Consider the following 22,691-nt stretch of genomic DNA (forward strand, 5'->3'; position numbering starts at 1 on the left):
TTTGGCAGGCGAACCGGTTTCACGTCGCGATTTTCTGAAAGCCGCAGGCTTGGGCTTTGCCGCATCACTTTCGCCCGCAGGGGCCGAAGAACTGTCACGAGCGGATGCTGTGTTTGCCTCGGCCTATTCAGACAAGGCAGGAGGTTTCGGTGCGGCCCTATTGTCCGAAGACGGCGCTGTCATTGCATCGATCCCGCTGCCTGTCCGCGGTCATGATGTCGCGCATCATCACGAATCGGGCCGAGCAGTGGCATTCGCGAGAAGACCGGGAACCGTTGCCGTCGCTTTTGATACGGCCAGGAATGCACCGCCGCGCAATATCATGGCGGCGCCGGGCCGCCATTTTTACGGCCACGGCGTTTATTCGCCGGATGGACGGTTGCTCTACGCCAGCGAAAACGATTTTGACAATGCTGCCGGCATGATCGGCATCTATGACGTCGGCGATGGCTACAGACGGATCGGAGAATTAACCTCCGGCGGCACCGGACCGCATGACATGGTGCTGCTCGGAAATGGCCGCTCACTCGCAATAGCCAATGGCGGCATCGAAACCCATCCCGATTTCGGGCGCACCAAACTCAATCTTGCAACGATGGAACCGTGCCTGTGTTTTGTTGATTGCGTTCACGGAACGCTGCTTGAAAGGCAGTCCCTGCCCAAGCAACTGCATCAGCTCTCGATCCGCCATCTTGCCCGAATTGGCCATAACGGCGTCTATTTCGCCTGCCAGTATGAGGGCTCGCAGCAGGATCATCCGCCGCTGTGCGGTCACGCCGAACCTGGTAGCAGCATCCGGCTCTTTGAGACGGAGCCCGGAGCCCTGGCAAAGCTTAAAAACTATATAGGCTCGGTTGCCGCCGATCCGCAGAGGGGAACGCTTGCAATCACCTCGCCGCGCGGCAACTGTCTTCTCATACTCGATGGGAAGACAGGCAGCGTTTTGCGCGAAAGCAACCTTGCCAATGTCTGCGGCGTTGCCGAGGGGCACCGTGGATATCGCGCGACCACCGGCAATGGCGCAATATTCGACACGGCAAAAGGTACGATCAGCAATGGGAGCCTGCAATGGGACAACCATCTGCTGCGGATATCAGGCTAGCTGCGTTGCCGGAAAAAGGGAGCCGATAGTGGCGGACAGGCAAGAACTGATCGATAAGAGCGCCTGCGAAATGGTCGAGTTGCTCGACGCTGGCGAGATATCGCCCGACGATGCGCTCGACACCCTCGAGGCCCGGATTGCGCAAGTCGACCGGCAAGTCAACGCACTGCCGACATTGTGCTTCGAGAGAGCCCGCGATCAAACGCGCCGTCTGCGCGACATACCTCCCGCCGATCGCGGTCTATTGCGCGGACTTCCGGTGCCGATCAAGGACCTGACGAATGTCGCGGGAGTGCGAACGACATTCGGCTCGAAACTGCTTGAGGACAACACACCGGATATCACCGGTGCGGTGGCGCAGACGCTCGAAAATAACGGCGCGGTTATTTATGCGAAATCAAACACGCCGGAATTCGGCACCGGCGGCCATACGTTCAATGATGTCTTCGGTACAACTCGCAATCCGCACGATTTATCGAAATCGGCCGGAGGATCATCGGGCGGCGCGGCTGCGGCACTCGCAAGCGGCACCGCCTGGCTCGCCCATGGCTCGGACATGGCCGGGTCGCTGCGCACCCCGGCAAGTTTCTGCGGCATCGCCAGCCTGCGCCCCTCGCCGGGGCTGATCGCGACCGATCCCGGCAATTTTCCCTTCCAGTTTCTCGGCCAGGAAGGGCCCATGGCCCGTTCTGTCGAGGACGTCGCCTTGCTCACCGACGCAATGTGCGGCCTTTCACACCGTGCCGGCCTGTCAAAACCGGCGCCTGCGACATCCTTCCTAAGTGCCGCGCGACACCCCCGTATGCCACAGAACGTTGCTTTCAGCCCCGATCTCGACCTCACCCAAACATCCAGAGAAGTACGCGAAGCATTTGATAAGGCGATGAAAACCCTCGCGGGCTCCGGCATGGATCTGGAAGAAACCCACCCGGATCTGAGCGATGCAGAGGAAGCGTTCACGCTGCAGCGGGCACTCATCTACGCAGGCAATCTCGGCGGCGATCTTGAAAAGACCCGTAATACCCTCAAGCCGGAAGTCGTCTGGAACGTCGAAAAGGGACTGGCGGCAGGTGGAGACGAAATCCGCAGCGCCCTGATGGCGCAAGGGCGGGTGTTTGAAAGCGCGGCTGGCTTCATGCAGGACCACGATGTTTTCGTCTGCCCGGCAACCATCGTTTCGCCCTTCCCAGCAGAAGAACGCTATCCGGGATCTTCAAGCGGTGTTCCAATCAGCGATTATTACGGCTGGCTCAAGATCGTCTATGCGATCACTGCTACGAGCCTGCCGGTCATCACAATTCCCTGCGGAAGGACTGCGGACGGCCTACCGCTCGGCATCCAGCTCGTCGGCAAACCGCACGGCGAACAGGCACTTTTTTCAATCGCCAGATATCTTGAGGAAATCTTCGGCTGGGACCTGGTTCCGGTCGACCCTGCCCGGCGTTGAGGTGCGGACGTAACGGACGTTCAATGCTGACAAAACGGGTTCACCGTGATACGCCGCGATATGAACGCGTTGTACGACACAATCGGACTGAACTACGCCAATTTGCGAAAGCCGGATTTGCGCATAGCCGCCCGGATTGAACAAGCGCTGGGATCAGCCCGGACCGTTTTGAATGTTGGAGCCGGAGCTGGTTCATACGAACCGACTAAAAGACAGCTTACTGCCGTTGAGCCTTCGGCCGAGATGATACAGCAGCGTGCGGCGTCCGATGTGACCGTCATTCAGGGCAGTGCAGAAGACCTGCCCTTTGCTGACAAATCATTCGATGCGTCGATGGCGATCCTGACGATTCACCATTGGTCTGACCAGGAAAAAGGTGTCATGGAGATGCGCCGCGTTACGCGGGGCAAGATCGTTTTTCTTACATACGACCCGTCTTTCCGCGGGTTCTGGCTGGCAGACTATTTTCCCGAACTTGTAACGTTGGACGAAGAGCAAATGCCGCGGATAGCGGATTACGAAAGCTGGCTCGGTCCCGTCGACGTATCGGCTGTCCCAATTCCTCACGACTGCACAGACGGTTTCCTGGCAGCCTATTGGCAGCGTCCTGCGGCCTATCTTGACGAGAGGGTGCGGGCCGCCATGTCGTCATTCTGGGCGTTGGGTAATGTATCCGAAGGGCTCGGGAAGCTGGAAACAGACTTGAATAGCGGTGCCTGGGCGCAACGTTATTCCCAATTGCTCAACCTTGAAGACCTTGATTGCGGTTATCGCCTGGTTGCAACAAGGTGAGCTGTTGACTGGGTGGAAAGATCCATCGCTTGCATCTGTCCGACCTGCGCACGAACGAGCCTCGGCATCCCGCCGGAACTTTAGGTGCGAACCGTGTTGGAAGGTTCCGAATTTGCGCTGCTGTTAATGCGAATAATCTCGTCCCTCAGCGCCAAGTTGAATGACTGCGCAAGCCTGGAGACCGGCCGGTGCGCAGGCGTCATCAGCGACAAAAACAGCGGAACTGCAGGCTTGAAGGGCCGAAAGACGATCCTTTGATCATCACTGCGATAAATCCGGTAACTCTCAGCGCTCAGCGTATCGACGACGGAATAGGCCTGTCCGGTTTCGATGAAGGTCAGCAGCGGAATGAAGTACTGCGTTTCGAAACGAACATTGTAATCCGCACCCATCGCTTCGAACGCCGCCCTTGTGTGGCGATGCGTGGAGTGTTCCGTGTGAAGCGCTGCCATCGGCCTGCCATCGAGGTCCGCTGCCGAGATTTCGTCCTGCCCCGCCAGCGGATCGTCCGCCCGCATGGCACACATGCAGTCGCAACGAATGACATCATGGTCGACAAGCGGTGATTCTCCGGTCGGGGTCACACCCTGGTCCGCAATGCCGACATCATATCGTTGCGTCGACAGGAGCTGCTGAACCTGCGGCGAACTGCGGGTCACCAATGTCACCTTCACATCGTCGCGCCCCTCGACGAACCGGCTGATCAGCTTCGGCAGCAGAAAAACGGACGGGCCTGGCATGGAGACGATATTGAGAATCCCGCTCTCAAGGTCGCGCAGGCTTTTAATGTTGCGCTCGACAGAGGTGAGGCTGTTGAGAATCGTATTGGCCTCTTCGAACAGATAAAAGGCCTCCGGCACCGGGTGAAGGCGGCCGCCGCGCCGTGCAAACAGCTCACAACCGAGCTCCTGTTCAAGACTTGAGATCAGTGCACTGATGGCCGGCTGCGTGCGGAAAAGATTACGCGCGGCCGCCGAAACGGAGCGCGTCAGCATCACTTCTCGAAACGCTGCAAGTTGATTGAGTTTCACGTGCGCACCCCCGGTTTTGCAGCCTCGCAAAGCTATAAGCGTTTTCGATACATATCAAAGAATTTACAATTTGTCTTTATGGCCTCAATCCGTACTCTTGGACAATTACAAATATCCGACACCTCCTCGCCTGCCCGGTTGAAACGGGGAAGTCGGGAGGTGCCAGCAGAAACGGGAGGTTCCAAATGAAATCCGCTGGAAAACTACTTGGCTTGGCCCTTATGGGTGCCGTTATTGGCGGCTTTGCCGCTGAGGCACAGGAGATGAAATTCTTCCGCATTGGCACGGGCGGTGCCGGCGGCACCTACTTCCCGATCGGCGGCATAATTGCGAACGCCATCTCCAACCCGCCAGGATCAAGAGCCTGTGACGAGGGCGGCAATTGCGGCGTGCCGGGTCTTGTTGCAATGGCACAATCCACAAATGCATCCGCCCACAATGTGAATGCTATCCAGGCAGGGCAAATGGAAGCCGGGCTTTCGGGTGCTGCAACGCTGCACTTTGCCTATCACGGCAAGGGCAAGTTTGAAGGCAATGCCAAGCCGGACCTGCGCGTCATTGCCAATCTATACCCCGAGGATCTGCATCTGGTCATGCCCAAGGGTGCAAAACTCGACGGCATTGCGGACCTTAAAGGCAAGCGCGTCGGCATCGCACAGGCCGGTTCCGGCACGCAGATCGCGGTTGAACTGATCATCGGCGATTATGGCGTCAACCGCGATAATATCGACGAGGCAGAGCTCAACAACGCACAAAGTGCTGAGCGGGTCGCGGACGGCCAGTTGGACGCTTACTTCTATGCTGCCGGAACGCCTGTTGCCGCCATGATCCAGCTCGACAACACCAAGGGAATGGAGCTCTATTCCTTCACTGACGATGAGGTCAAACAGGCCAATGCGACGGTGCCCTACTACATTCCGTCCACCATTCCGGCCGGCACCTATCCGGGCGTCGACTATGATGTGAACACAGTTGCCGTGTCCGGCATCCTGGTCACCAATGCCAATATCGATGAAGAGCTGATTTATCAGATCACCAAGGCTATGTGGTCGCCGACAGCACGCAAGCTACTCGACAACGGCCATGCCAAGGGCAAGGTGATTACGCTTGAAACCGCTCTTGACGGCATCGACGGCATCGGCGTGCCGCTGCATCCCGGCGCCGAGCGCTTTTACCGTGAAGCCGGTATGCTGAACTGACGCCCCGGCAAAATAGGCGCGGTGCGGAACGGGCGGCTGTTGCATAAGCGCGGCAGTCAGCCCGATCCGTGCACCCCTTAATACTGCAGAACCGGCGGCATGCCGCATCTGCACTTTTACCGACAGTGTGATTGCCATGACGGATTCCCAGCAAAACGCCCTTGACGTCAAGGCGTTGGAAGAGCTCGAGAAGAAATACGACACCGCCCTTGCCACCCGCGACAACGGTCCGGCCCTGACGCGGGCGCTATACTGGGGCACAATCGTCTTTGCGTTCTACCATGTATGGACAGCGGGCTTCGGAACCCCGGTAGACTACATTCACATGGGCATTCACCTGACCGGCCTGTTCATTTTCATCCTGGCCGGTTTTCCGCTCATCCGCAGCGCAACCGCACTCGACTTTCACCCCAACAATGCGCTGCGATACGGCAACGTGCCGGCCTATGACTGGGTCTTGATGATCTGTGCCGTTGCCGCGGCACTTTTCCTTTGGCTGTCATGGCGCGGCCTCACCATCTTCGACTGGTCGATCCCCGAACAGACGCTGCGCCAGGGCAATCCCACCACACCCGATGTGGTTCTCGGTTCGATCCTCATCCTTGCGGTCCTCGAAATCGCTCGCCGCACCATCGGCTTCGTCCTGCCGCTGATCATCCTTGTCTTCATGACCTATGCCCTCTTCGGTCCCTACATGCCGCTTCAGATCCTGCAGCATCCGGGGGTCGACTGGCGCCAGTTCGTCAACAATATGTACTTCCCGTCGGAAGGCATATTCGGCGTCACGTTGTGGGTGGTCTCGACCGTCGTCTTCCACTTCGTGCTCTTCGGTGTGGTTGCCCAGCGCATGGGCCTCGGCCAGTTCTTTGTAGACAACGCCATGATGCTCGCCGGCCGCTATACCGGCGGACCGGCCAAGGTTTCCGTCGTCTCGTCCGCCTTTTTCGGCACGATTTCCGGCTCGTCCATCGCCAACACCGTTTCGACCGGATCGTTGACGATCCCCAACATGAAGCGGCTCGGCTATCCCGGCCATTTCGCCGGCGGTGTCGAGGCAGCCGCAAGCGCCGGCGGCCAGATCACCCCGCCGATCATGGGCGCGGCTTCCTTCCTGATGGCCGAATATCTGGAAGTGCCCTACACGACCATTGTCATAGCCGCGATCGTGCCGGCGCTGATGCACTATATCGGCGTGCTTTCCATCGTTCACTTCACCGCCCGCAAGCTCGGCCTGGACGCTTATCCGAAAGACCAGCTTCCGAAGATCGTCCAGGTCTGGCGTGAGGGCTGGCCGACAGTTCTGCCGCTGATCGCATTGCTCGTGGTGCTCTTCTCCGGCTATTCGCCCAACATGGCCGCCTTTATGGGGCTGGTGCTGTGCGTCGTCGTCGGTTTCACCTCGGTAGCCCGCCCCGTCACACTGCTCTTCCCGCTTGCCGTGCTCGCCTTCATCTTCTGGAAAGCTTCGCCGCTCAGCGGTGAAGGTTTTTCGCCGACAATGGCGGGCATCCTTGCCGCCTGTGTCATCGTCGGTGTCATTCACCGGCGCGAGCGCAAGCCGTTTTCCGAGCTCTTCGACAGCCTGCATGTCGGCACCCAATATGCCCTCGCCGTCGGCGCGGCCTCGGCCGCCGTCGGTATTGTCGTCGGCGTCATCAACACCACCGGCGTCGGCTTCCGCCTCGGCTTCATGGTCACAAACGGTGCCGCCGATATGGCGACGAACCTGCATCTCCTGCTCGGCTGGATACCGCTCGACATCTTCGCCCAGGCATCCCTGCAGGAATTCCTGTCGCTGGTGCTGATTGCGATCGCCTGTATTTTGATGGGCGCAGGCCTGCCGACGACGGCGCTCTACATCATGTTGGTGGCCGTGGCACAGCCCGCCCTGGCACAACTCGGCGTGCCGCCCCTCGCGACCCACATGTTCGTGCTCTACTACGGCGTCATCTCCGAGATTACCCCACCTGTCTGCGCCTCTGCCTATGCCGCGGCCGGCATTGCCGGGGCCAATCCGTTCCGCACCGGCGTCAACGCCTTCACGCTTGGCATCGGCAAGCTGATGGTGCCCATGGTGTTCGTCTATGCGCCAACGATCCTCATCGTGCTGCCGGAATACTTCACCTGGACCTCCTTCCTGCACGTTACCATCACATGCGCACTCGGCGTCTTTACCATCGCTACCGCCGTTGCCGGCTTTTTCCTCGCACCGCTCTCGCCCGTGTGGCGGTTCCTCATGGCCTGCGCCGGACTGATGCTCGTCGCGCCCGGCTGGCAGAGCGATATCGCCGCGCTGGTCGTCGTGGCGCCTGTCATTGTCTCGCAACTGGCCCTGCGCCGGCAGGCAAACAATACCTCCACGGCCGATATTGCGGCCTAGTCGGACGGAGCAGGAAGCATGAGCCTTGCAAGCGATCACCCCGTCACGATCATCGGCGGCGGCATTGTCGGCATCTGCTGCGCCCTGTCGCTGGCCGAGAAAGGTGTCGCAGTCCGTATCATTGATCGCGATGAACCGGGACAAGGCGCAAGTCATGGCAATGCCGGAGTGATCTCGCCCTGGTCGTGCGTTCCCCAATCAATGCCAGGCCTTTGGAAGAACATTCCCAAATGGCTGCTTGATCCGGCCGGCCCCGTTGCCGTCAAACCAGGCCATCTGTTCAATGTCCTGCCCTGGGCAATGCGCTTCCTGCGCGAGGGCCGCGCCGACCGCGTGCCGGCAATTGCCGAGGCGATGGACGCCCTTGTTCGTCCGAATGTCGACCTCTACCGGCATCACCTTTCAGGAACCGGCCAGGACGATCTGTTGCGCAATTCCTGGTATGTTCATGTCTATCGTGACGCGCGGGCCGCCGACTTGAATGACCTTGGCTGGCGTCTGCGCACCGAGCGCGGCGCGCCGATTGAGGTCATCGATGCAAATCAGCTTCGCGAAATCGAACCGGATCTTTCCACCGACTACCAGGCAGCCATCCTCATAAAGGATCAGGCTCGCGCCCTGTCGCCCGGCCGCATCGGCAAGGCGCTGGCGGAAAAGGTTCTCAGCATGGGCGGGGAGATAGTACGAAGCGCGGTTCACAACCTCAGACCCGTCGATGGCGTATGGCGGATAATGACCGACGATGGCGAGCTTACGGCCCCCCGCGTCGTTGTCGCCGCCGGGGCCTGGTCGGCAAGGCTGCTGGAGCCGCTCGGCACCCGCATCGACCTGCAACCGGAGCGCGGCTACCACCTGCTCTTTCGCGATCCGGGTGTCCGCCTCAACAATTCGGTCATGGAAACGGATGCGAAATTCGTCACCAGCACCATGGATACCGGGTTGCGCAGTGCCGGCACCGCCGAATTCGCCAGCCTCGACGCCACCCCCAACTACCGTCGCGCCCGCATGCTGGCGAAACAGACAAAGCGCATGCTGCCCGGCCTCAATGTGGAGGATACGGAGGAATGGATGGGCATTCGCCCGTCCCTGCCCGACAGTCTTCCCTGTATTGCGGAAGTGCCCGGCCATCGCGGCCTATTCGCCGCATTCGGACACAGCCATTACGGTCTCGGCATGGCGCCGATGACCGGCCGGGTGATCGCCGATCTTGTCACCGATATGCAACCCAATCTCGATCTTGCGCCCTATCGCATCGATCGCTTTTCCGCCTGATGGGCGGGATGTTACTGAGAGTACCGACCCATGAAACTCAAAGGCGGACAGAATATTTGCGGTGTGACCATCGGGGTCCTGTGTCTGGATTCGCGCTTTCCAAAACCACCGGGCCATATCAAGAACCCGTCGAGCCTGCCCTTCCCTGTTCTTTACGAGACCGTAACCGGCGCAACGGTCGCAAAACTGCTGAACGATCCGGCGCCCGAATTCATCCTGCCGTTTCTGGATGCGGCCAGGCGGCTTGAAGCCGAGGGCGTCGGTGCGATCACCGGAAGCTGCGGCTTCCTGGCGCTCTTTCAGCGCGAACTTGCAGAAGCCGTGGAAATTCCGGTTTTCGCCTCCAGTCTCATCCAGGTGCCTCTCGTCTACAATATGCTCGGCCGCCGTGGCCGCGTCGGCGTTCTTACGGCGAGCCGCCAAAGTCTGACCGAACGCCATTTCGAAGCCGTCGGCGCCGGCAACATTCCAGTCGCCATTCAGGGGATGGAGGATTGCACTGAATTTCGCGAGGTTATCCTCACCGGCAGCCGCAATGACATGGATCTGGAAAGGATCGAGCACGAAATCCTCGCATCCGCGGAAAGTCTGCTGGCGGATGCGCCGGACACCCGCGCCCTCGTTCTCGAATGCACCGACATGCCGCCCTACGCGTACCGGCTGCAAGAGCGCTTCGGCCTGCCGGTCTTCGACCTGACGACCCTTGCCACCATGGTCCACGACGTGGTGCTGCGCCAACCCTACGCAGGCATCATGCCGCGTTAGGAGCAAGCCGCAAATCGTTAATTCTTAACGTGGAAAACAGGCAAAGATCTTAAGCCTTAACCATGTTTTTCATGACAATTTTAATGGTTCATCCGCATGCTGGACGCTTGTGTTCAGTATGTCCTTGGATGTTCGACCATGCGCAAAACGGTGATCTCGATTCTGATTGTGGCCATGACCGGGCTGCCGATGGCAGGCTGCGCAAGTTTCTTTGGTCTCGGTTCCCGTTCGGCGAAGGTCCATTACAACGACACCAAATGGTGCGTACCGCGCCGGTTGAAACGTGTTCTCAACCGCGTTGCCGATAATTACGGCACGGTCACCGTCCATTCCACCAAGCGCTGGTGGCTTGAAAACTGGTGGAAGGGCGGCGCCAAAAACTCCTATCATCTGAAGTGCAAGGCAGTGGATTTCTCCGTCCGCGGCGATCCTTCATCGGTTCTCGCCTTCCTCAAAGCCCAGCGCGAAGTCGGCGGTTATGCCTATTACCGTTCCGGCCACTATCACATCGACACCGGTCCGCGCAGGACTTGGTAACGCCACCCAAAATTTTGTTCTTGGCATCTACAGCCGTTACCGCGAACTCTGCTATCGCCTCCCTAAAAGTTGACCCTTCCCGCCTTTTGCGCATTTAATAGCCGCCAGGTGCAAAGAACGCATGGGGATGCGGGCATGCGCGTGTGCCGGTGGAGGCCGGTGCAGGGAGGAAAATATGAAAAGGCGTAGTTTCGTCATGGGCGCCGTGGCCGCAACGGCCGGTTTGAGCGTGCCCTTTGTCTGGAGCCGCAAGGCTGCGGCCCAGTCGGCTTCGAAATATTTCTACGGCGCGAGCGCCGACAGCGGTCACAATTACCGCAACACGAATTTCAAGGCGATCGATCAGCGCTGGCACCGCCAGATGGTGAAGTATTTCTCCGACGAGCCGCAGGGCACGGTGGTGATCGACACCAACAACCATAACCTATACTGGATCTGGGAAAACAACACGGCGATCCGCTACGGCGTCGGTGTCGGGCGTGAGGGGTTCCAGTGGTTCGGACGGGCGAATGTCGCCCGCAAGGCGCGCTGGCCGCGTTGGGTTCCGCCGGAGGAAATGAAAAAGCGTCAGCCGGGCCTTCCCGATTCCATGGAAGGCGGGCCGAACAATCCGCTCGGCGCTCGGGCGCTTTATCTGCACAACAGCAAGGGTGACACGGGCTACCGCCTGCACGGCACGGCAGAACCCTGGTCCATTGGATCGGATGTATCTTCCGGATGTATCCGCATGTTCAACGAGGACATCATCGATCTTTACCGGCGTGTGCCGGTCGGCACGTCAGTCCTGGTGCTGGAACATATTTCGGACCGGGCATGATCCGCATCGGGGATGCCAAATAGGCAGGGAAACGGGAATGAAGAGTATCCTCAGGGCAATTGCGGTCAGCGCGTTACTGACCGCGGGGTTGGCCGCATCCGGCTGCAACAGTTCGCTCGGCGCGTTCGACAACGATCCGTCATCCGGTGTGACCGATGATCCGGCGGTTGGTTTTGCAAAATTCAAATCGGATTCGGAAGAGCACTTTGTGATGACGGTGGGCCGGCGGGTCTATTTCACATCGGGTTCTACGGAACTCGACGATGTGGCGCTTGAAACGCTCAATCTGCAAGCCGCCTGGCTCGTCAGCCATCCCAAATGGCTCATCAAGCTTCAGGGCTTCGCCGATGATCCGGGCTCGGAAGACGCTAATGTCAAACTGTCCGCCAAGCGCGCGCAGACCGTGATGGATTATCTTGCGTCAAAGGGTGTCAACCGGCAGCGCATGTGGGCAAAGGGTTACGGCAAGGAACGGCTGGTGCGCAATTGCGCCGATATTTCCTGCAAATCGCAAAACAGACGCGTGATCGTCAATCTGCGCAAGGAATTCGACGGGGCTGCGCCGCAATACAAGCGCAAGCAGAGCTAGACCTTTTCGACGGTGAAATCGAGATAGTCCTGACTGTGGGTATTGATCCCGGCCATGCGTCGATCAAGCGCTTCAGCTAATTTCAGCTATCAGAGGTCGCCGGTTGCAACACAGGCATGGGGATTGTGTGGGTCCAGCCGAGCGGGATCGTGCTTCCGGTAATCCAGTCCGCATCGCTCGATGCAAGAAATGTCACGGCGTTGGCTATGTCGTGTCGCGATCCGGTGCCCAGAGGATGGCACGCATTGACCTGATCCCAGGCTTCCTTGGTAAAGTTCTGCGCAAATTCGTGCAGCATGGGTGTATGAGCCATGGCCGGCGCAATGCAGACGGCACGCATTCTCTTCGGGGCCAGTTCCAGCGCCAGCGAATTGGTCAAAGCAACCAGCGCAGCCTTGCTCGCTCCATAGGCTGCACTTCCTTCGCACGCATTCATTGCCAGCGCAGAGGCTATATTGACGACGACGCCTCCCGGCGAAGACAGATATGGCAACGCTTCGCGAATAACGCGCACAGCTCCCTTCACATTGACATCGAGCATATGATCCCACTGCTCGTCGGTAAGTTCTTCGAATAGTCCGAAGCAGCTGACACCGGCGCAGTTGACGACGACATCGATCCGGCCAAATTCCTCAACCGTATGGGCGATGATACTGCGCACGAACACCCGGTCTGTCACATCGCCTTCGTGCCAGCGAAGCTCGGCACCGCGGCGGTTCAGTCTCTTTATCAATCGTTGCGGCTCAACACGGTCGGTCAGGACCAGTGTCGCACCCTCATGGCAAAATTTTTCGGCGATGGCGCCACCGAATCCCCGGTCATTGGCGCCAGTTACAAGGACAACTGAATTCTCAAAGCGACTGCCTGCCTTGAATCCGGTGCCCCCTCCGTCTTCACCGTTTGTTCGGTCACTAGGCATATCTTTATATTAGCGACACTATTGGCTGTCGGGAAATCTTTTTTTGAGCCGCCAGTATTTGTGGACGGAAATAAGCTCCTTCCGGCTGATCTTGTTGCAGAATTGGACGCTCGCTATCATGAGAACTGCAAATTAGTAAAATTGCCCGGCCAGCGGTCTGGCATTGTGAACTCAAAATACGGGCTGTTCGTCATGACAATGGATTCGATCGATTTCTGGTTCTCTGTCGGCAGCACTTACAGCTACCTGACCATCATGCGCCTGGAGGACGTCGAACGCGAAACGGGAATTCGGTTTGAGTGGCGTCCCTTCAGCGTCCGCAAGATCATGGTGGAAATGGACAATATTCCGTTCTCGGAAAAACCGGTCAAGGCAGCCTATATGTGGCGTGATATCGAGCGGCGGGCATCATCCTATGAACTGCCGGTGAAGGTGCCGGCGCCCTATCCGTTGCGGGAATTCGATCTGGCAAACAAGGTCGCCATCATCGGAAGAAACGAAGGATGGTGCGCCGACTACGTTCGCGCCACCTATCGAAGATGGTTTCAACAGGGCCTGCCGGCTGGCAGCGAACCGAATCTGAGCCAATCCCTGATTGAAATCGGCCAGGACCCCGGCAGGGTCATTTCGAAGGTTTCGGAGCATGAAACCAGAAACGCCTATTTCGCCGCAACTGATGAGGCCCGTGCGCTCGGCGTGTTCGGTGCGCCGACATTCGTAGTCGGACGGGAGGTTTTTTGGGGCGACGACAGGCTGGAGGACGCGGTCGACTGGCACCGCACATATGTCGAAGCGGGCTAGACCGCATCAAATCATGCCGTCAGGCCCCGTCTTTTGGCTTGTATAAAACCATGCGGTAGCAGTCGAGATTGCGCGACAGGAACTCATAGGTCGCGCCCCACAGATAAAGCCGGAACTTGCGATATTCGAAATCCCCGAACTCGGCGACGATTGCGTCCTTGTTTGCTTCCAGATTCTCGGCCCACTGCTTGAAGGTCAGATAGTAGCTGTGCCGGTCGTTCTGGATTTCAAGGACTTCGAACGGTGTCTTGTTCATCTTGTTGAGGAAGTCATCCAACACAAGAAACGAATGGTTGCCCGGATAGATATGGCGCACCATGAAGGTTGACAGCTCATATTTCTTGCGGGCCGCGCTGCCGTCGAGAAAGACCAGCCCGCCCGGCTTCAGCAGCGAGTAGAATTTCCTCAGCACCCGCTCGTAGTTCGGCAGGTGTTCGATCACGCCCATGATGACGATGGAATCGAATTTCTCCTTCGGTTCGTAGTCGAGAAAGTCCTGCATCAGGATTTCAAACTGATCTTTGTATTCAACGAGCTTGTCGTTGATGAACTTCTGCGACATTTCGGAGATCGTCAGCCCGACGAAACTCACCCCGAGCGGCAGCGCATGGCTGGCGAAAGCGCCCCACCCGGGACCAATCTCCAGCACCCGGGTGGATTGTCCGAGTTCACACATGTCCACCGCATAGTTGAACTTGCGTCGCAGTGCCGTCTCCAGCGTCTCTTCGTCATTTTCATAAATACCCTGGCTGTAGGCAGGCAGAACCGGATCGAGAAAGCCAAGAAACAGCTTCGGGTCGAGATCGTAATGCGAACTGATGGCGGCCTTGTTGGTGAAAACCTGGCCGAATATCAGCGGTTGAATGAAACGCCAGGCGGTAACGACCGGGTGGCGGTCGTCCATGGACGCCCGCAGTGCGAACGGGCTGATCATGTCCCCCTCAATGTCGATATCGCCCTGCAGATATGCCTCTGCAAAATTTGCTTCGTCAAGCGAGCCGAGCGCCTTGACGGCGCGGTCTGTGCGCAGCGACACATGAAAGAGCGGATTGCCATCGCCGACATTGCGTTCATTCCCATCAGGCATGGCAATCGAAAACGGCGTGTCGATGGGCCCTATGCGGTCGAGAAAGCCGTTTATCCTGCTGAAACTAGCGGTTGTTGCCATAATTGCCTCAATGTCACGATTGGGAGAACGTAATTTGCCTTGTATGCACCGATAGAAAATAATCTGGCACAAAAATATTGGCGAAGGAAATCTTTAAAAACAAAACCCTGTACAACCGTACCGGGTCAGTCGCCAGCCGGCTTGCACCACCCAAAGACGGGGGTTTTTATGGTAAACTGTCGATACCCGGGATGGGCCGACACGATAAAATGGACATCCAAACAGGAAGCCCACAAAAACGGCGCGTCACTTGCTGAAATTACGCCCGTCTGGCGCATAATCGGCGAAAAATCACCGATTCTGAAGAGGTTATCGTTTGGCCCCGCCTATATGCTGAACCAGCGGGTCTTGGAGCGCCACGATTAAGCTGCGCGCAGGCGCATCGCAATCCGTAATGAATGATCCAGGCGCGTTGCCAACTTCTTGTCGATTCGGCTGAGTTTCAGTTTGGAAGCACCCCATTGCTTTCTTCCAGCCTGCGCCCGTCGAATTCTATTGCCTGTTTGCTGCGCGACCTGTCCCGGTACACCGTTACACCCTTGCAGCCCAGTTCCCACGCCAGCATGTAACATCGCGCAACGTCCCCGGGCTTTGAATCAAAGGGCAGATTCACTGTTTTGGTGACGCCGTTGTCGACATATTTCTGGAAGGCGGCCTGAACCCTGACATGTATTTCAGGCGCGATTTCATGTGCGATCTTGAACCGGGTCCGGATCTGTTGCGGCACCCGCTCAACGTCCTGCACGCTGCCGGCATTCTTCGCGATCTCGGCAAACACAGGATCCGGGTCCATGCCGATCTCCAGCAGCGCTTCTTCGAGATATTTGTTCTTGCGGAAAAACTCCTGGTCCCCCATCACCCGCTCCAGATAGTAAAGCGAAAAATAGGGTTCGATACTGAAGCTGCTGTCGAAAATGATGGCGTGGTTGCCGCTCGGCGGCAGTGCAAGAAGGCTGATGTTTCTCTTTTCGACCTCACCGGACAGTTTGGAATTCGGATAGGCGCCTTTTTCAATCGCCAGTGTTTTCGTCGCCTCCTCCGCATGGCTGCGCAGCGTTCCCGCAAACGCTTCGGCAAGATCGATCGCTTCATCGCTGTCATAGGCAATGCCGGCCAGCGCCAGGCAATCCGCCCATCCGGTCACACCAAGCCCGATCCGCCGGTTCGATCTGACGGACTCAAAAATTCTGTCGACCGGATACCAGGATGCGGAAATCGAGTTGTCGATCATGCGAATTCCCACATGCACCACTGCCCGCAGGAGCGCGTCGTCAAACAAATCCATACCCCTGCGGCCCGATGGATTGCTCTTCAGAAGTCTGACGAGATTCAGATAGCCCAGATTGCTGGATTCATACGGAAAGAGGCCGACTTCGCCGCAGGTGTTCATGGCGTTGATCGGGCCGATACTGTCGAGCAACGGATTGTCCCGGTTGAGGTGATCGAGGAACACCACACCCGGGTCGCCCGTCTGCCAGGCGAGCTCGCAGATGGCATTGAAATGGCCAGCGGCATCCACTTCCTTAAGCACCTCGCCGGTGCGCGGATCCTTCAATTGCCAGGATTTGCCGGCTTTCACCGCCTCCATAAAGGCGTCGTTGATCCCGACGGAGATATTTGTCAGCCGCAGATCGCCATCGGTCAGCTTGGCGGACGCAAATTCGATAGCATCCGGGTGGTCGATATTGATGATCGCAAGATTGCCGCTCTCATACCGGCCCTTTTGCCTGAAGATCGCCGAGCCGCTATCGAACAGCTTGAGGAAGGCCGTCGGCCCGCAGGCCAGTTCGTCATGCTCGCGGACAATATCCCCCCGAGGGCGGATATTGGAATAGTTGAAACCGCAGCCTCCGCCGTTTCCCTTGATGTCGCAGGCGTCTGAAAAGGTCTTGAGGATTTCGCGCCTGTCATCGGCAAGCGGCAGAACAAAGCAGTTGCCAAGCTGCGGATTGGTCGTGCCGGCATTTGCCATGACGCGGCTTCCCGGCAGGAAAAGCAGTTTTGACATTGTCCGGAAAAACAGGTCCTGCCACACCTCGCCATTCTCAGTTTCGGTTTGGGCCAGTGTCGATGCGATACGTTGCATCATGTCGGCGGGCGTTTCATCATCCCCATCGTTGCGTATCAGGAGAAAACGCTCCTTCAAAAGCCTCATGGCATTGGCGGAAAACGTCGCATCATAGCAGCCATCGATGCGGTCGAAGCGGATATCAGATGCATAAATGCCGGTCGTTTTGGACATCATGGACTCACCTTCACCCCTGCTCATCGGATTTCACTGAAGCGACAATATCAGCTGGTTGATCACATTGGTCGCGTAAGCCCCGGAAGGAAGGAAAAACGATACCACCGATTTTGATCGGCCCGGGTGCTCCTCATCCTGACCAGTGCTTTCGATATTGACCACCATGTGAAGCAGCGTCGGCCGTTTTATGGCGGAATAGGCAAACCGGTTTCCTTCGGGCCGATACCGCCGATACTCGGCCATTGGAAATTTCGAAAACGCGCCGGGCAGATCTTCAGCAGATTTTGCTGCGAAATATTCCACCCCATCGCGCACATATTTGACGATCCGGTCCGACTCAAGCCGATTTTCCAGCCTTCCTTCAACGATCCTGTTCCATTTAAAGGAACTGTCGGCCGACATGAAAAACGCGACAACCCGTGGCTCGAGCGTCGAAAAGAATTCTTCGGCGTCACCACTCCAATTTTGAGCCTTGGCCGATTCGGGCGTCTTCGCGTCTTTGAGAAGCGCGAAAGCCGATCCAAAATCGTTGTCGAGCAGCGCGGCGCCGATCAGATGGGTCGTTTTCGGGCCGCCCGGAACACCGAACCGCTGCGTGTCGTAATAATTGATAACCGCGGTCTGATGGGCGTGGCCCAGCCCGCGCATCTGTTCGGCAACACTGGGCGGTATGCCGCGGACGCAAATTCGAAACGCGTTTCCGGCAAGCCCGCCGACCGACAGCGGCACCGGATAATCACCATATCGAACGAGTGCGACAAAGGTATCGTTGGATCTGTTTTTAGCGTTGAATTCGTCAATCCGTGCAAGATCGACATCACCGGGAACCGCAATCATCTGGTCGGTAACCGCGTCTTCGTCCTTCAGCCCGCAATAGGTTATGACGCCGGGTGTGATGCCAAAATGGGAGGCGATGACTTCAATCGCCTGAAAGGTCGTATAGCCGCATTTGCGAAGTCGCAGATACTGATATCGTTTTGCGGCATCGGGATGCGCACCGGAATGTTTCGAAAGGGAGGGTCCGAGCGCAATCGCTTCCGTCACGCAGAAATCATCGGGTCTGAACTTGACCGTTATTCCGTCCAGAACGGATTCGCCGGTTTGAGAACCTTCTTGCATGGCGCTCCAACAATATCATGCCTCAATTCAATATATGAGGGCATGTGGCCAGTTCAAACGTGACCCAGGACCCAGCTCTAGCTGGACTTCTGCGGCCAGGTGGCTTTGACGATGTCCCACCATCGTTTCCACGCATCCCGGTCATAGGCGAAATCCATGCCGGTGATGGCAGTCAGCGTTCCGGTGACTTGCGATTGCAGCCAAAAGGGATCGCCGGAATTGTCCAGCCGGCCGATCAGCGCATCCACCGTCGCCCGGTCGTTTTGCCCGGACAGCTGGACCGCGTGCATGGCAATGAGCAGCGCGTCGAACCATTTTTGAGGCCTGTTCGGCTGGCGTTGCCACCGGGTTGTCAAAAGCCGGGCGGGAACAGTTTTTTCACCGCGCTGCGCCATTGCGGCAAGGATTTGCCACCGCGCAATGTCACGTGCCGGCACGGAGAACCGTCCGCCAAAGATCTCGATATCCACATCGGGCACTTCGGCATCGAGCAGCGAGGCAAGAAACCCCGATGGCGGATTGCGGGCGAGAGCCATGCTGATGATTTTGTGCAAGGGGCGACCATGGCGCGCATAGTTTTGCGGCGCGCTCAGCGCGGCCTGCAGCCTGTTTCTTTCCGCAGCTTCGTCAAATTGGGGGTCTGCTTCCCTAGGTTGGTCCGGAAGCGCAATCGGATCAGGAACATCGACAATCGAAACATCGGTGGGTCCCCAAAGGATGGCTTTGCCGTCGGCCCCCTCACCTGCAAGATAGATTTTTCCTGCCGCGAGCGCCATCGCGCTGTGGACGTTACCGCCCCGGACTGTGTCGCCCGGGGTAAAGGTCTTACCGTCAGCACTCGACCAAAGCTGCGCACCATCATCCGTTCGCACAACAAGCCACAGCGACCTGCCGTCGCTGATCATGTGCTGCATGTCGAGGCCCTCAGGCGCGGCTTCAACCCTTTCCGGCCTGCCGGTGGCGATACGCCACAATTCGTTTTTGCCGCTGTCACTCTCGACAAGCGCATAGAGCGCGCCGGCAAACGGCGTCAGGGCAGAAAAGATCCGGCCTTTCGGCCAGCCATCAACGGCGGCCACGCCACCGTCGCGATATTCGGCCAGGGTCAGACCCGTGTCCTGCCAATGACGCACGAACAACCGCTCATCAAGGGCAACGACATCGTTATAGCGGTGAAACGAGCCGGTTTTCGGTGGATCATTGACCAGTGCCGTCCAGCTCATCCCCGCATCGGTCGATGCGGCAAGCACGCTGTTCCACCCGGCCATTGCCGTCACCAGCTTCCCCTTCCATTCCACGGCCGCATGGGTGTGCATCATCAAATCATCTGTCGCTACAAACAATTCGGCCCACTTGCCGCCATTGGTAACGCTGATCACCCCTTCCCCGAGCCCGATGCGCATGTCTTCATGCGGCCAGTAAAGCAGTCCCTTGTGAACGGACGGCCGCCCAGCATCCTGGGAAAAGAGATAGCGCTCGAACCGCAACTCTTCCGTCCCCGGATCGAAACTCCATATATCTGCAGAATTATGGTCGACGCCCTTGACCGCGGCTGAAAACCAGATCCGCCCCCGATAGGCAACGAGATTGTCCGCAACCGGCCACGGCCCGGGGCGGGCCAAAATACTCAGTTCCGCCGCCAGCGAGGGAAAGGACGGCAGGCACAAGGCAATCATCAGTGCCAGCCGTTTGCAGACATTGAGCATGGCGGTCCTTTTGCATGTTGATCTCAGGGCAGAACTATCACGCAAATAGTGGGAACGGTGAAATCACAAGGGCGTCAGGGCTGGCGCGGCAATTCATATTACTCCTGGCGCGCCGTTCACGCAGCTTTGAATATTTATGCCGCATGGTCAGCATTCTGACCTGATAGGATGCAGCTTGTTTCCCGGTCGGCCTTGCAGAAAGGGAGCCGCGATGACGTTCGTCAAACTAGACCGCAGAACCGTTCTTCGATCGTTTCTGACCCTGCCGTTGCTTGCGGCATCGGGCATGCCGGCACGCGCTGCTGCAACGCCTCAGTCTGCCGAAGGCCCGTTCTACCCACGTCCGGACATGCGCTTTAGGGACGCGGACAACGATCTGGTCAAGATTCAGAGCAAGGTGCAAAACGCCGGCGGAGAGATTGTCGCGCTGACCGGCCGCGTTCTCGACCTGAACGGCACACCTGTGTCCGGTGCCCGCGTTGAAATCTGGCAATGCGATGCCAACGGGCGCTATCTGCACACGGGAGACCGTCGGCGGATTCTGCGTGACCCTGGTTTCCAGGGATTCGGACATGTCGTTACCGATGAAAGCGGCGCCTACGCTTTCCGCACGATTAAACCCGTCCCCTATCCCGGACGAACGCCGCATATTCATGTAAAGGTCTTTGCCGGAACCACGGAACTGACGACACAGTTCTACATAGCCGGACACCCGCAAAACAGTCGCGACAGTCTCTACCGCCGGTTATCGCAAAGCGAGCGCCGCGCGGTGGAAATGAACTTCCAGAACCGCGGTTCCGTACCGACGGCAAGGGTCGACATAATCCTCTAGACCGATAGCGCAACGGCGGCGGCAGTTTGTTTGACCCAGCACTTGTGAAATGACCATGAGTTTTGACCGGAACAACGAAATTTCCGGCCTGAATTCCAGAAATTTCGTACATCAACCGATTGTGTATTTCCTCTATTTCGGCCATTAGGTAATCAGCAATTAGCCGCCTTCGCTTTTTTGCGGAATGCGGTCGGGGTGTGTGAATACCGCCCAATTTCACACACCCCTTACTCGACTGAAAGCCCCGATCCATGCCGCCCACTTGAATCAGAATGTCAACAGGCCGCTGCCATCCGGTTCAGCGGGCGCATCGATCCGGTTGAATAGACCTGGCAATTGCCAATTGTGCGCTCACACGTCCGGTTAAAGCGCTTCATCAGGCAGAGATAAGGGCAATGAGCGACCTGAGACATGGGTGACGTTTTGTACCGGAGACATGGGTAACACTTTTGGTTTTTGCCGGAGGTGTTGATGCCGTGGAGAAGGACATGTGTCATGGAGGAACGTCTTCGATTTGTCGCCCGTCGTCTTGAGGGCGAAGGTATGAGCGATTTGTGCTGCGAGTTCGGCATCTCGCGCAAGACCGGCTACAAGATCTTCAATCGCTACAAGGAACAGGGCGTTGAGGCGCTGTGTGACCGATCGCGCCGTCCGGTGCGCTATGCCAATCAGTTGCCCGAAGCCATTGAGCGCATGATTGTCGACTGCAAACGCGACAAGCCCCATTGGGGCGCCCGCAAGATCCGCGAGCTGCTGGTGCGGCGTTTGGCCGGCGATGTGCGCATCCCGGCCAGGAGCACGGTGCATGCGGTGCTGGACCGCCATGGCCTGGTCAAGCGGGGCCGGCAGCGCAAGCGTCAAAGAGCGCAAGGCACGCCTCTATCGGCCGGATCGGTGGCCAATGCTCTGTGGTGCGCCGATTACAAGGGCGAGTTCAAGCTCGGCAATGGCCAATACTGTTACCCCCTGACGGCCACCGACCATGCCTCACGCATGCTTCTTATGTGCGAAGCCCATGGTTCAACCAAGGAGATCAATGGCTTGCCGGCCTTCCAGCGTCTGTTCGAGGAGCGCGGCCTGCCAGATGCAATAAGAACCGACAACGGTCTGCCGTTTGCTTCTCCCAACGGGCTCTACAATCTGTCCAGGCTGTCGGTGTGGTGGCTCAGGCTGGGCATCAGGATCGAACGCATAAGGCCGGGTCACCCGCAGCAGAACGGCCGTCACGAGCGCATGCATCTGACCTTGAAGAAGGAAACAACGAGACCGCCAGGCAAAAACAGCCTGCAACAACAGGCCCGCTTCGATGCCTTCCTAAGTGAATTCAACACCGAAAGGCCGCACGAAGCGCTCGACATGAAATGTCCAAATGAGGTTTATGCGCCATCACCGCGCCCCTATCAGGGACTGCCCGAGGTGACATATCCATTCCACGACAGGGACATTCTCGTCACAGCGTGCGGGCGCATCTGCATGCACCGAAAGAAGATCAACATATCACAGGTGCTCGCCGGTCAAAGGCTCGGCATTAAGGAGGTAGATGATGGAATTTGGCTGATCAGCTTCATGCACTATGATCTGGGATACATCGACTTGGAGCAAAGAACATTGCAAACCATCGACAACCCGTTCGGCACGAGGTTGTCACCCATGTCTTAGGTACGTTCTGTTACCTATGTCTCCGGGTCGGACANCGCCCCCCCCCCCCCCCCCCCCCCCCCCCCCACCCCCCCCCCCCCCCCCCCCCCCCCCCCCTCCCCCCCCCCCCCCCCCCCCCCCCCCCCCCCCCCCCCCCCCCCCCCCCCCCCCCCCCCCCCCCCCCCCCCCCCCCCCCCCCCCCCCCCCCCCCCCCCCCCCCTCCCCCCCCCCCCCCCCCCCCCCCCCCCCCCCCCCCCCCCCCCCCCCCCCCCCCCCCCCCCCCCCCCCCCCCCCCCCCCCCCCCCCCCCCCCCCCCCCCCCCCCCCCCCCCC

General features: G+C 58.4%; 19 protein-coding genes. 13 read left to right on the forward strand and 6 right to left on the reverse strand.

Translation table 11 applies throughout. The features are described 5' to 3' along the window. Position 1: 1 nt before the first annotated feature. Genes ABVT35_RS17045 through ABVT35_RS17055 form a run of 3 tightly spaced genes read left to right on the forward strand, consistent with a single transcriptional unit; the run spans position 2 to position 3,341 of the window. Positions 2-1,102: a DUF1513 domain-containing protein gene (locus tag ABVT35_RS17045; protein ID WP_368467816.1), complete on the forward strand. Its 1,101-nt coding sequence runs from the start codon at positions 2-4 to the stop codon at positions 1,100-1,102. A gap of 28 nt (positions 1,103-1,130) precedes the next feature. After that, positions 1,131-2,549 carry an amidase gene (locus tag ABVT35_RS17050; RefSeq protein ID WP_368467818.1) on the forward strand — a complete coding sequence of 473 codons (1,419 nt, stop codon included), beginning with the start codon at positions 1,131-1,133 and terminating at the stop codon, positions 2,547-2,549. Positions 2,550-2,609: 60 nt separating this feature from the next. Continuing rightward, the gene (locus ABVT35_RS17055) at positions 2,610-3,341 is read left to right on the forward strand and encodes a class I SAM-dependent methyltransferase (RefSeq protein ID WP_368467819.1); all 732 of its coding nucleotides are present in this window, start codon (positions 2,610-2,612) and stop codon (positions 3,339-3,341) included. A gap of 80 nt (positions 3,342-3,421) precedes the next feature. Here the strand turns inward: ABVT35_RS17055 and ABVT35_RS17060 are convergent, their stop codons facing one another. After that, on the reverse strand, positions 3,422-4,372 hold the full coding sequence (locus tag ABVT35_RS17060) for a LysR substrate-binding domain-containing protein (RefSeq protein WP_368467820.1): 951 nt from the start codon (positions 4,370-4,372) through the stop codon (positions 3,422-3,424). Positions 4,373-4,557: 185 nt separating this feature from the next. Here ABVT35_RS17060 and ABVT35_RS17065 point away from each other — a divergent pair, with 185 nt between their 5' ends. The 7 genes from ABVT35_RS17065 (at position 4,558) to ABVT35_RS17095 (ending at position 11,931) form a co-directional block, all read left to right on the forward strand. Then, positions 4,558-5,571, forward strand: a complete 1,014-nt coding sequence (locus tag ABVT35_RS17065) for a TAXI family TRAP transporter solute-binding subunit (RefSeq protein ID WP_368467821.1) — start codon at positions 4,558-4,560, stop codon at positions 5,569-5,571. A 136-nt stretch (positions 5,572-5,707) separates the two neighbouring features. Further along, entirely contained in the window at positions 5,708-7,951 is a 2,244-nt protein-coding gene (locus tag ABVT35_RS17070) for a TRAP transporter permease (RefSeq protein ID WP_368467823.1), read from the forward strand. 18 nt (positions 7,952-7,969) lie between these two features. Beyond that, the gene (locus tag ABVT35_RS17075; protein WP_368467824.1) at positions 7,970-9,223 is read left to right on the forward strand and encodes an NAD(P)/FAD-dependent oxidoreductase; all 1,254 of its coding nucleotides are present in this window, start codon (positions 7,970-7,972) and stop codon (positions 9,221-9,223) included. 30 nt (positions 9,224-9,253) lie between these two features. Continuing rightward, positions 9,254-9,988 carry an aspartate/glutamate racemase family protein gene (locus tag ABVT35_RS17080; protein ID WP_368467826.1) on the forward strand — a complete coding sequence of 245 codons (735 nt, stop codon included), beginning with the start codon at positions 9,254-9,256 and terminating at the stop codon, positions 9,986-9,988. Positions 9,989-10,126: 138 nt separating this feature from the next. After that, positions 10,127-10,525 carry a YcbK family protein gene (locus ABVT35_RS17085; protein ID WP_368467828.1) on the forward strand — a complete coding sequence of 133 codons (399 nt, stop codon included), beginning with the start codon at positions 10,127-10,129 and terminating at the stop codon, positions 10,523-10,525. A 175-nt stretch (positions 10,526-10,700) separates the two neighbouring features. Then, entirely contained in the window at positions 10,701-11,342 is a 642-nt protein-coding gene (locus ABVT35_RS17090; protein ID WP_368467829.1) for a L,D-transpeptidase, read from the forward strand. Between the two features lie 37 nt (positions 11,343-11,379). After that, positions 11,380-11,931: an OmpA family protein gene (locus ABVT35_RS17095; protein WP_368467831.1), complete on the forward strand. Its 552-nt coding sequence runs from the start codon at positions 11,380-11,382 to the stop codon at positions 11,929-11,931. Positions 11,932-12,013: 82 nt separating this feature from the next. Here the strand turns inward: ABVT35_RS17095 and ABVT35_RS17100 are convergent, their stop codons facing one another. Next, positions 12,014-12,850 (reverse strand): SDR family NAD(P)-dependent oxidoreductase, encoded by an 837-nt coding sequence (locus tag ABVT35_RS17100; RefSeq protein ID WP_368467832.1) that lies wholly within the window; start codon positions 12,848-12,850, stop codon positions 12,014-12,016. Positions 12,851-13,042: 192 nt separating this feature from the next. Here ABVT35_RS17100 and ABVT35_RS17105 point away from each other — a divergent pair, with 192 nt between their 5' ends. Beyond that, positions 13,043-13,651, forward strand: coding sequence for a 2-hydroxychromene-2-carboxylate isomerase (locus ABVT35_RS17105; RefSeq protein WP_368467834.1), 609 nt, complete (start codon positions 13,043-13,045; stop codon positions 13,649-13,651). 19 nt (positions 13,652-13,670) lie between these two features. Here the strand turns inward: ABVT35_RS17105 and ABVT35_RS17110 are convergent, their stop codons facing one another. From ABVT35_RS17110 to ABVT35_RS17125, 4 genes are all read right to left on the reverse strand, one after another. Then, entirely contained in the window at positions 13,671-14,819 is a 1,149-nt protein-coding gene (locus tag ABVT35_RS17110; RefSeq protein ID WP_368467835.1) for a class I SAM-dependent methyltransferase, read from the reverse strand. Between the two features lie 442 nt (positions 14,820-15,261). After that, positions 15,262-17,064, reverse strand: a complete 1,803-nt coding sequence (locus ABVT35_RS17115; protein WP_368467836.1) for an adenosylcobalamin-dependent ribonucleoside-diphosphate reductase — start codon at positions 17,062-17,064, stop codon at positions 15,262-15,264. A 30-nt stretch (positions 17,065-17,094) separates the two neighbouring features. Next, positions 17,095-18,183: a tRNA pseudouridine(13) synthase TruD gene (gene truD, locus ABVT35_RS17120; RefSeq protein WP_368467837.1), complete on the reverse strand. Its 1,089-nt coding sequence runs from the start codon at positions 18,181-18,183 to the stop codon at positions 17,095-17,097. Positions 18,184-18,260: 77 nt separating this feature from the next. Then, positions 18,261-19,889: a hypothetical protein gene (locus ABVT35_RS17125; RefSeq protein WP_368467838.1), complete on the reverse strand. Its 1,629-nt coding sequence runs from the start codon at positions 19,887-19,889 to the stop codon at positions 18,261-18,263. 211 nt (positions 19,890-20,100) lie between these two features. Here ABVT35_RS17125 and ABVT35_RS17130 point away from each other — a divergent pair, with 211 nt between their 5' ends. Together ABVT35_RS17130 and ABVT35_RS17135 are read left to right on the forward strand one after the other, a co-directional pair. After that, on the forward strand, positions 20,101-20,721 hold the full coding sequence (locus ABVT35_RS17130) for a protocatechuate 3,4-dioxygenase (protein ID WP_368467839.1): 621 nt from the start codon (positions 20,101-20,103) through the stop codon (positions 20,719-20,721). Positions 20,722-21,192: 471 nt separating this feature from the next. Beyond that, positions 21,193-22,380 carry an integrase core domain-containing protein gene (locus ABVT35_RS17135; protein ID WP_368467841.1) on the forward strand — a complete coding sequence of 396 codons (1,188 nt, stop codon included), beginning with the start codon at positions 21,193-21,195 and terminating at the stop codon, positions 22,378-22,380. Positions 22,381-22,691: the final 311 nt, after the last annotated feature.

The organism is Hoeflea sp. TYP-13, from assembly GCF_040932035.1.
GTDB lineage: Bacteria > Pseudomonadota > Alphaproteobacteria > Rhizobiales > Rhizobiaceae > Hoeflea_A.

Coding starts and splice junctions, on each gene's coding strand:
- ABVT35_RS17110 (WP_368467835.1), bottom strand. CDS start 14,819: ATGGCAACAACCGCTAGTTTCAGCAGGATAAACGGCTTTCTCGACCGC.
- ABVT35_RS17085 (WP_368467828.1), top strand. CDS start 10,127: ATGCGCAAAACGGTGATCTCGATTCTGATTGTGGCCATGACCGGGCTG.
- ABVT35_RS17055 (WP_368467819.1), top strand. CDS start 2,610: ATGAACGCGTTGTACGACACAATCGGACTGAACTACGCCAATTTGCGA.
- ABVT35_RS17080 (WP_368467826.1), top strand. CDS start 9,254: ATGAAACTCAAAGGCGGACAGAATATTTGCGGTGTGACCATCGGGGTC.
- ABVT35_RS17130 (WP_368467839.1), top strand. CDS start 20,101: ATGACGTTCGTCAAACTAGACCGCAGAACCGTTCTTCGATCGTTTCTG.
- ABVT35_RS17105 (WP_368467834.1), top strand. CDS start 13,043: ATGACAATGGATTCGATCGATTTCTGGTTCTCTGTCGGCAGCACTTAC.
- ABVT35_RS17095 (WP_368467831.1), top strand. CDS start 11,380: ATGAAGAGTATCCTCAGGGCAATTGCGGTCAGCGCGTTACTGACCGCG.
- ABVT35_RS17075 (WP_368467824.1), top strand. CDS start 7,970: ATGAGCCTTGCAAGCGATCACCCCGTCACGATCATCGGCGGCGGCATT.
- ABVT35_RS17115 (WP_368467836.1), bottom strand. CDS start 17,064: ATGATGTCCAAAACGACCGGCATTTATGCATCTGATATCCGCTTCGAC.
- ABVT35_RS17070 (WP_368467823.1), top strand. CDS start 5,708: ATGACGGATTCCCAGCAAAACGCCCTTGACGTCAAGGCGTTGGAAGAG.
- ABVT35_RS17100 (WP_368467832.1), bottom strand. CDS start 12,850: ATGCCTAGTGACCGAACAAACGGTGAAGACGGAGGGGGCACCGGATTC.
- ABVT35_RS17135 (WP_368467841.1), top strand. CDS start 21,193: ATGCCGTGGAGAAGGACATGTGTCATGGAGGAACGTCTTCGATTTGTC.
- ABVT35_RS17125 (WP_368467838.1), bottom strand. CDS start 19,889: ATGCTCAATGTCTGCAAACGGCTGGCACTGATGATTGCCTTGTGCCTG.
- ABVT35_RS17090 (WP_368467829.1), top strand. CDS start 10,701: ATGAAAAGGCGTAGTTTCGTCATGGGCGCCGTGGCCGCAACGGCCGGT.
- ABVT35_RS17065 (WP_368467821.1), top strand. CDS start 4,558: ATGAAATCCGCTGGAAAACTACTTGGCTTGGCCCTTATGGGTGCCGTT.
- truD (WP_368467837.1), bottom strand. CDS start 18,183: ATGCAAGAAGGTTCTCAAACCGGCGAATCCGTTCTGGACGGAATAACG.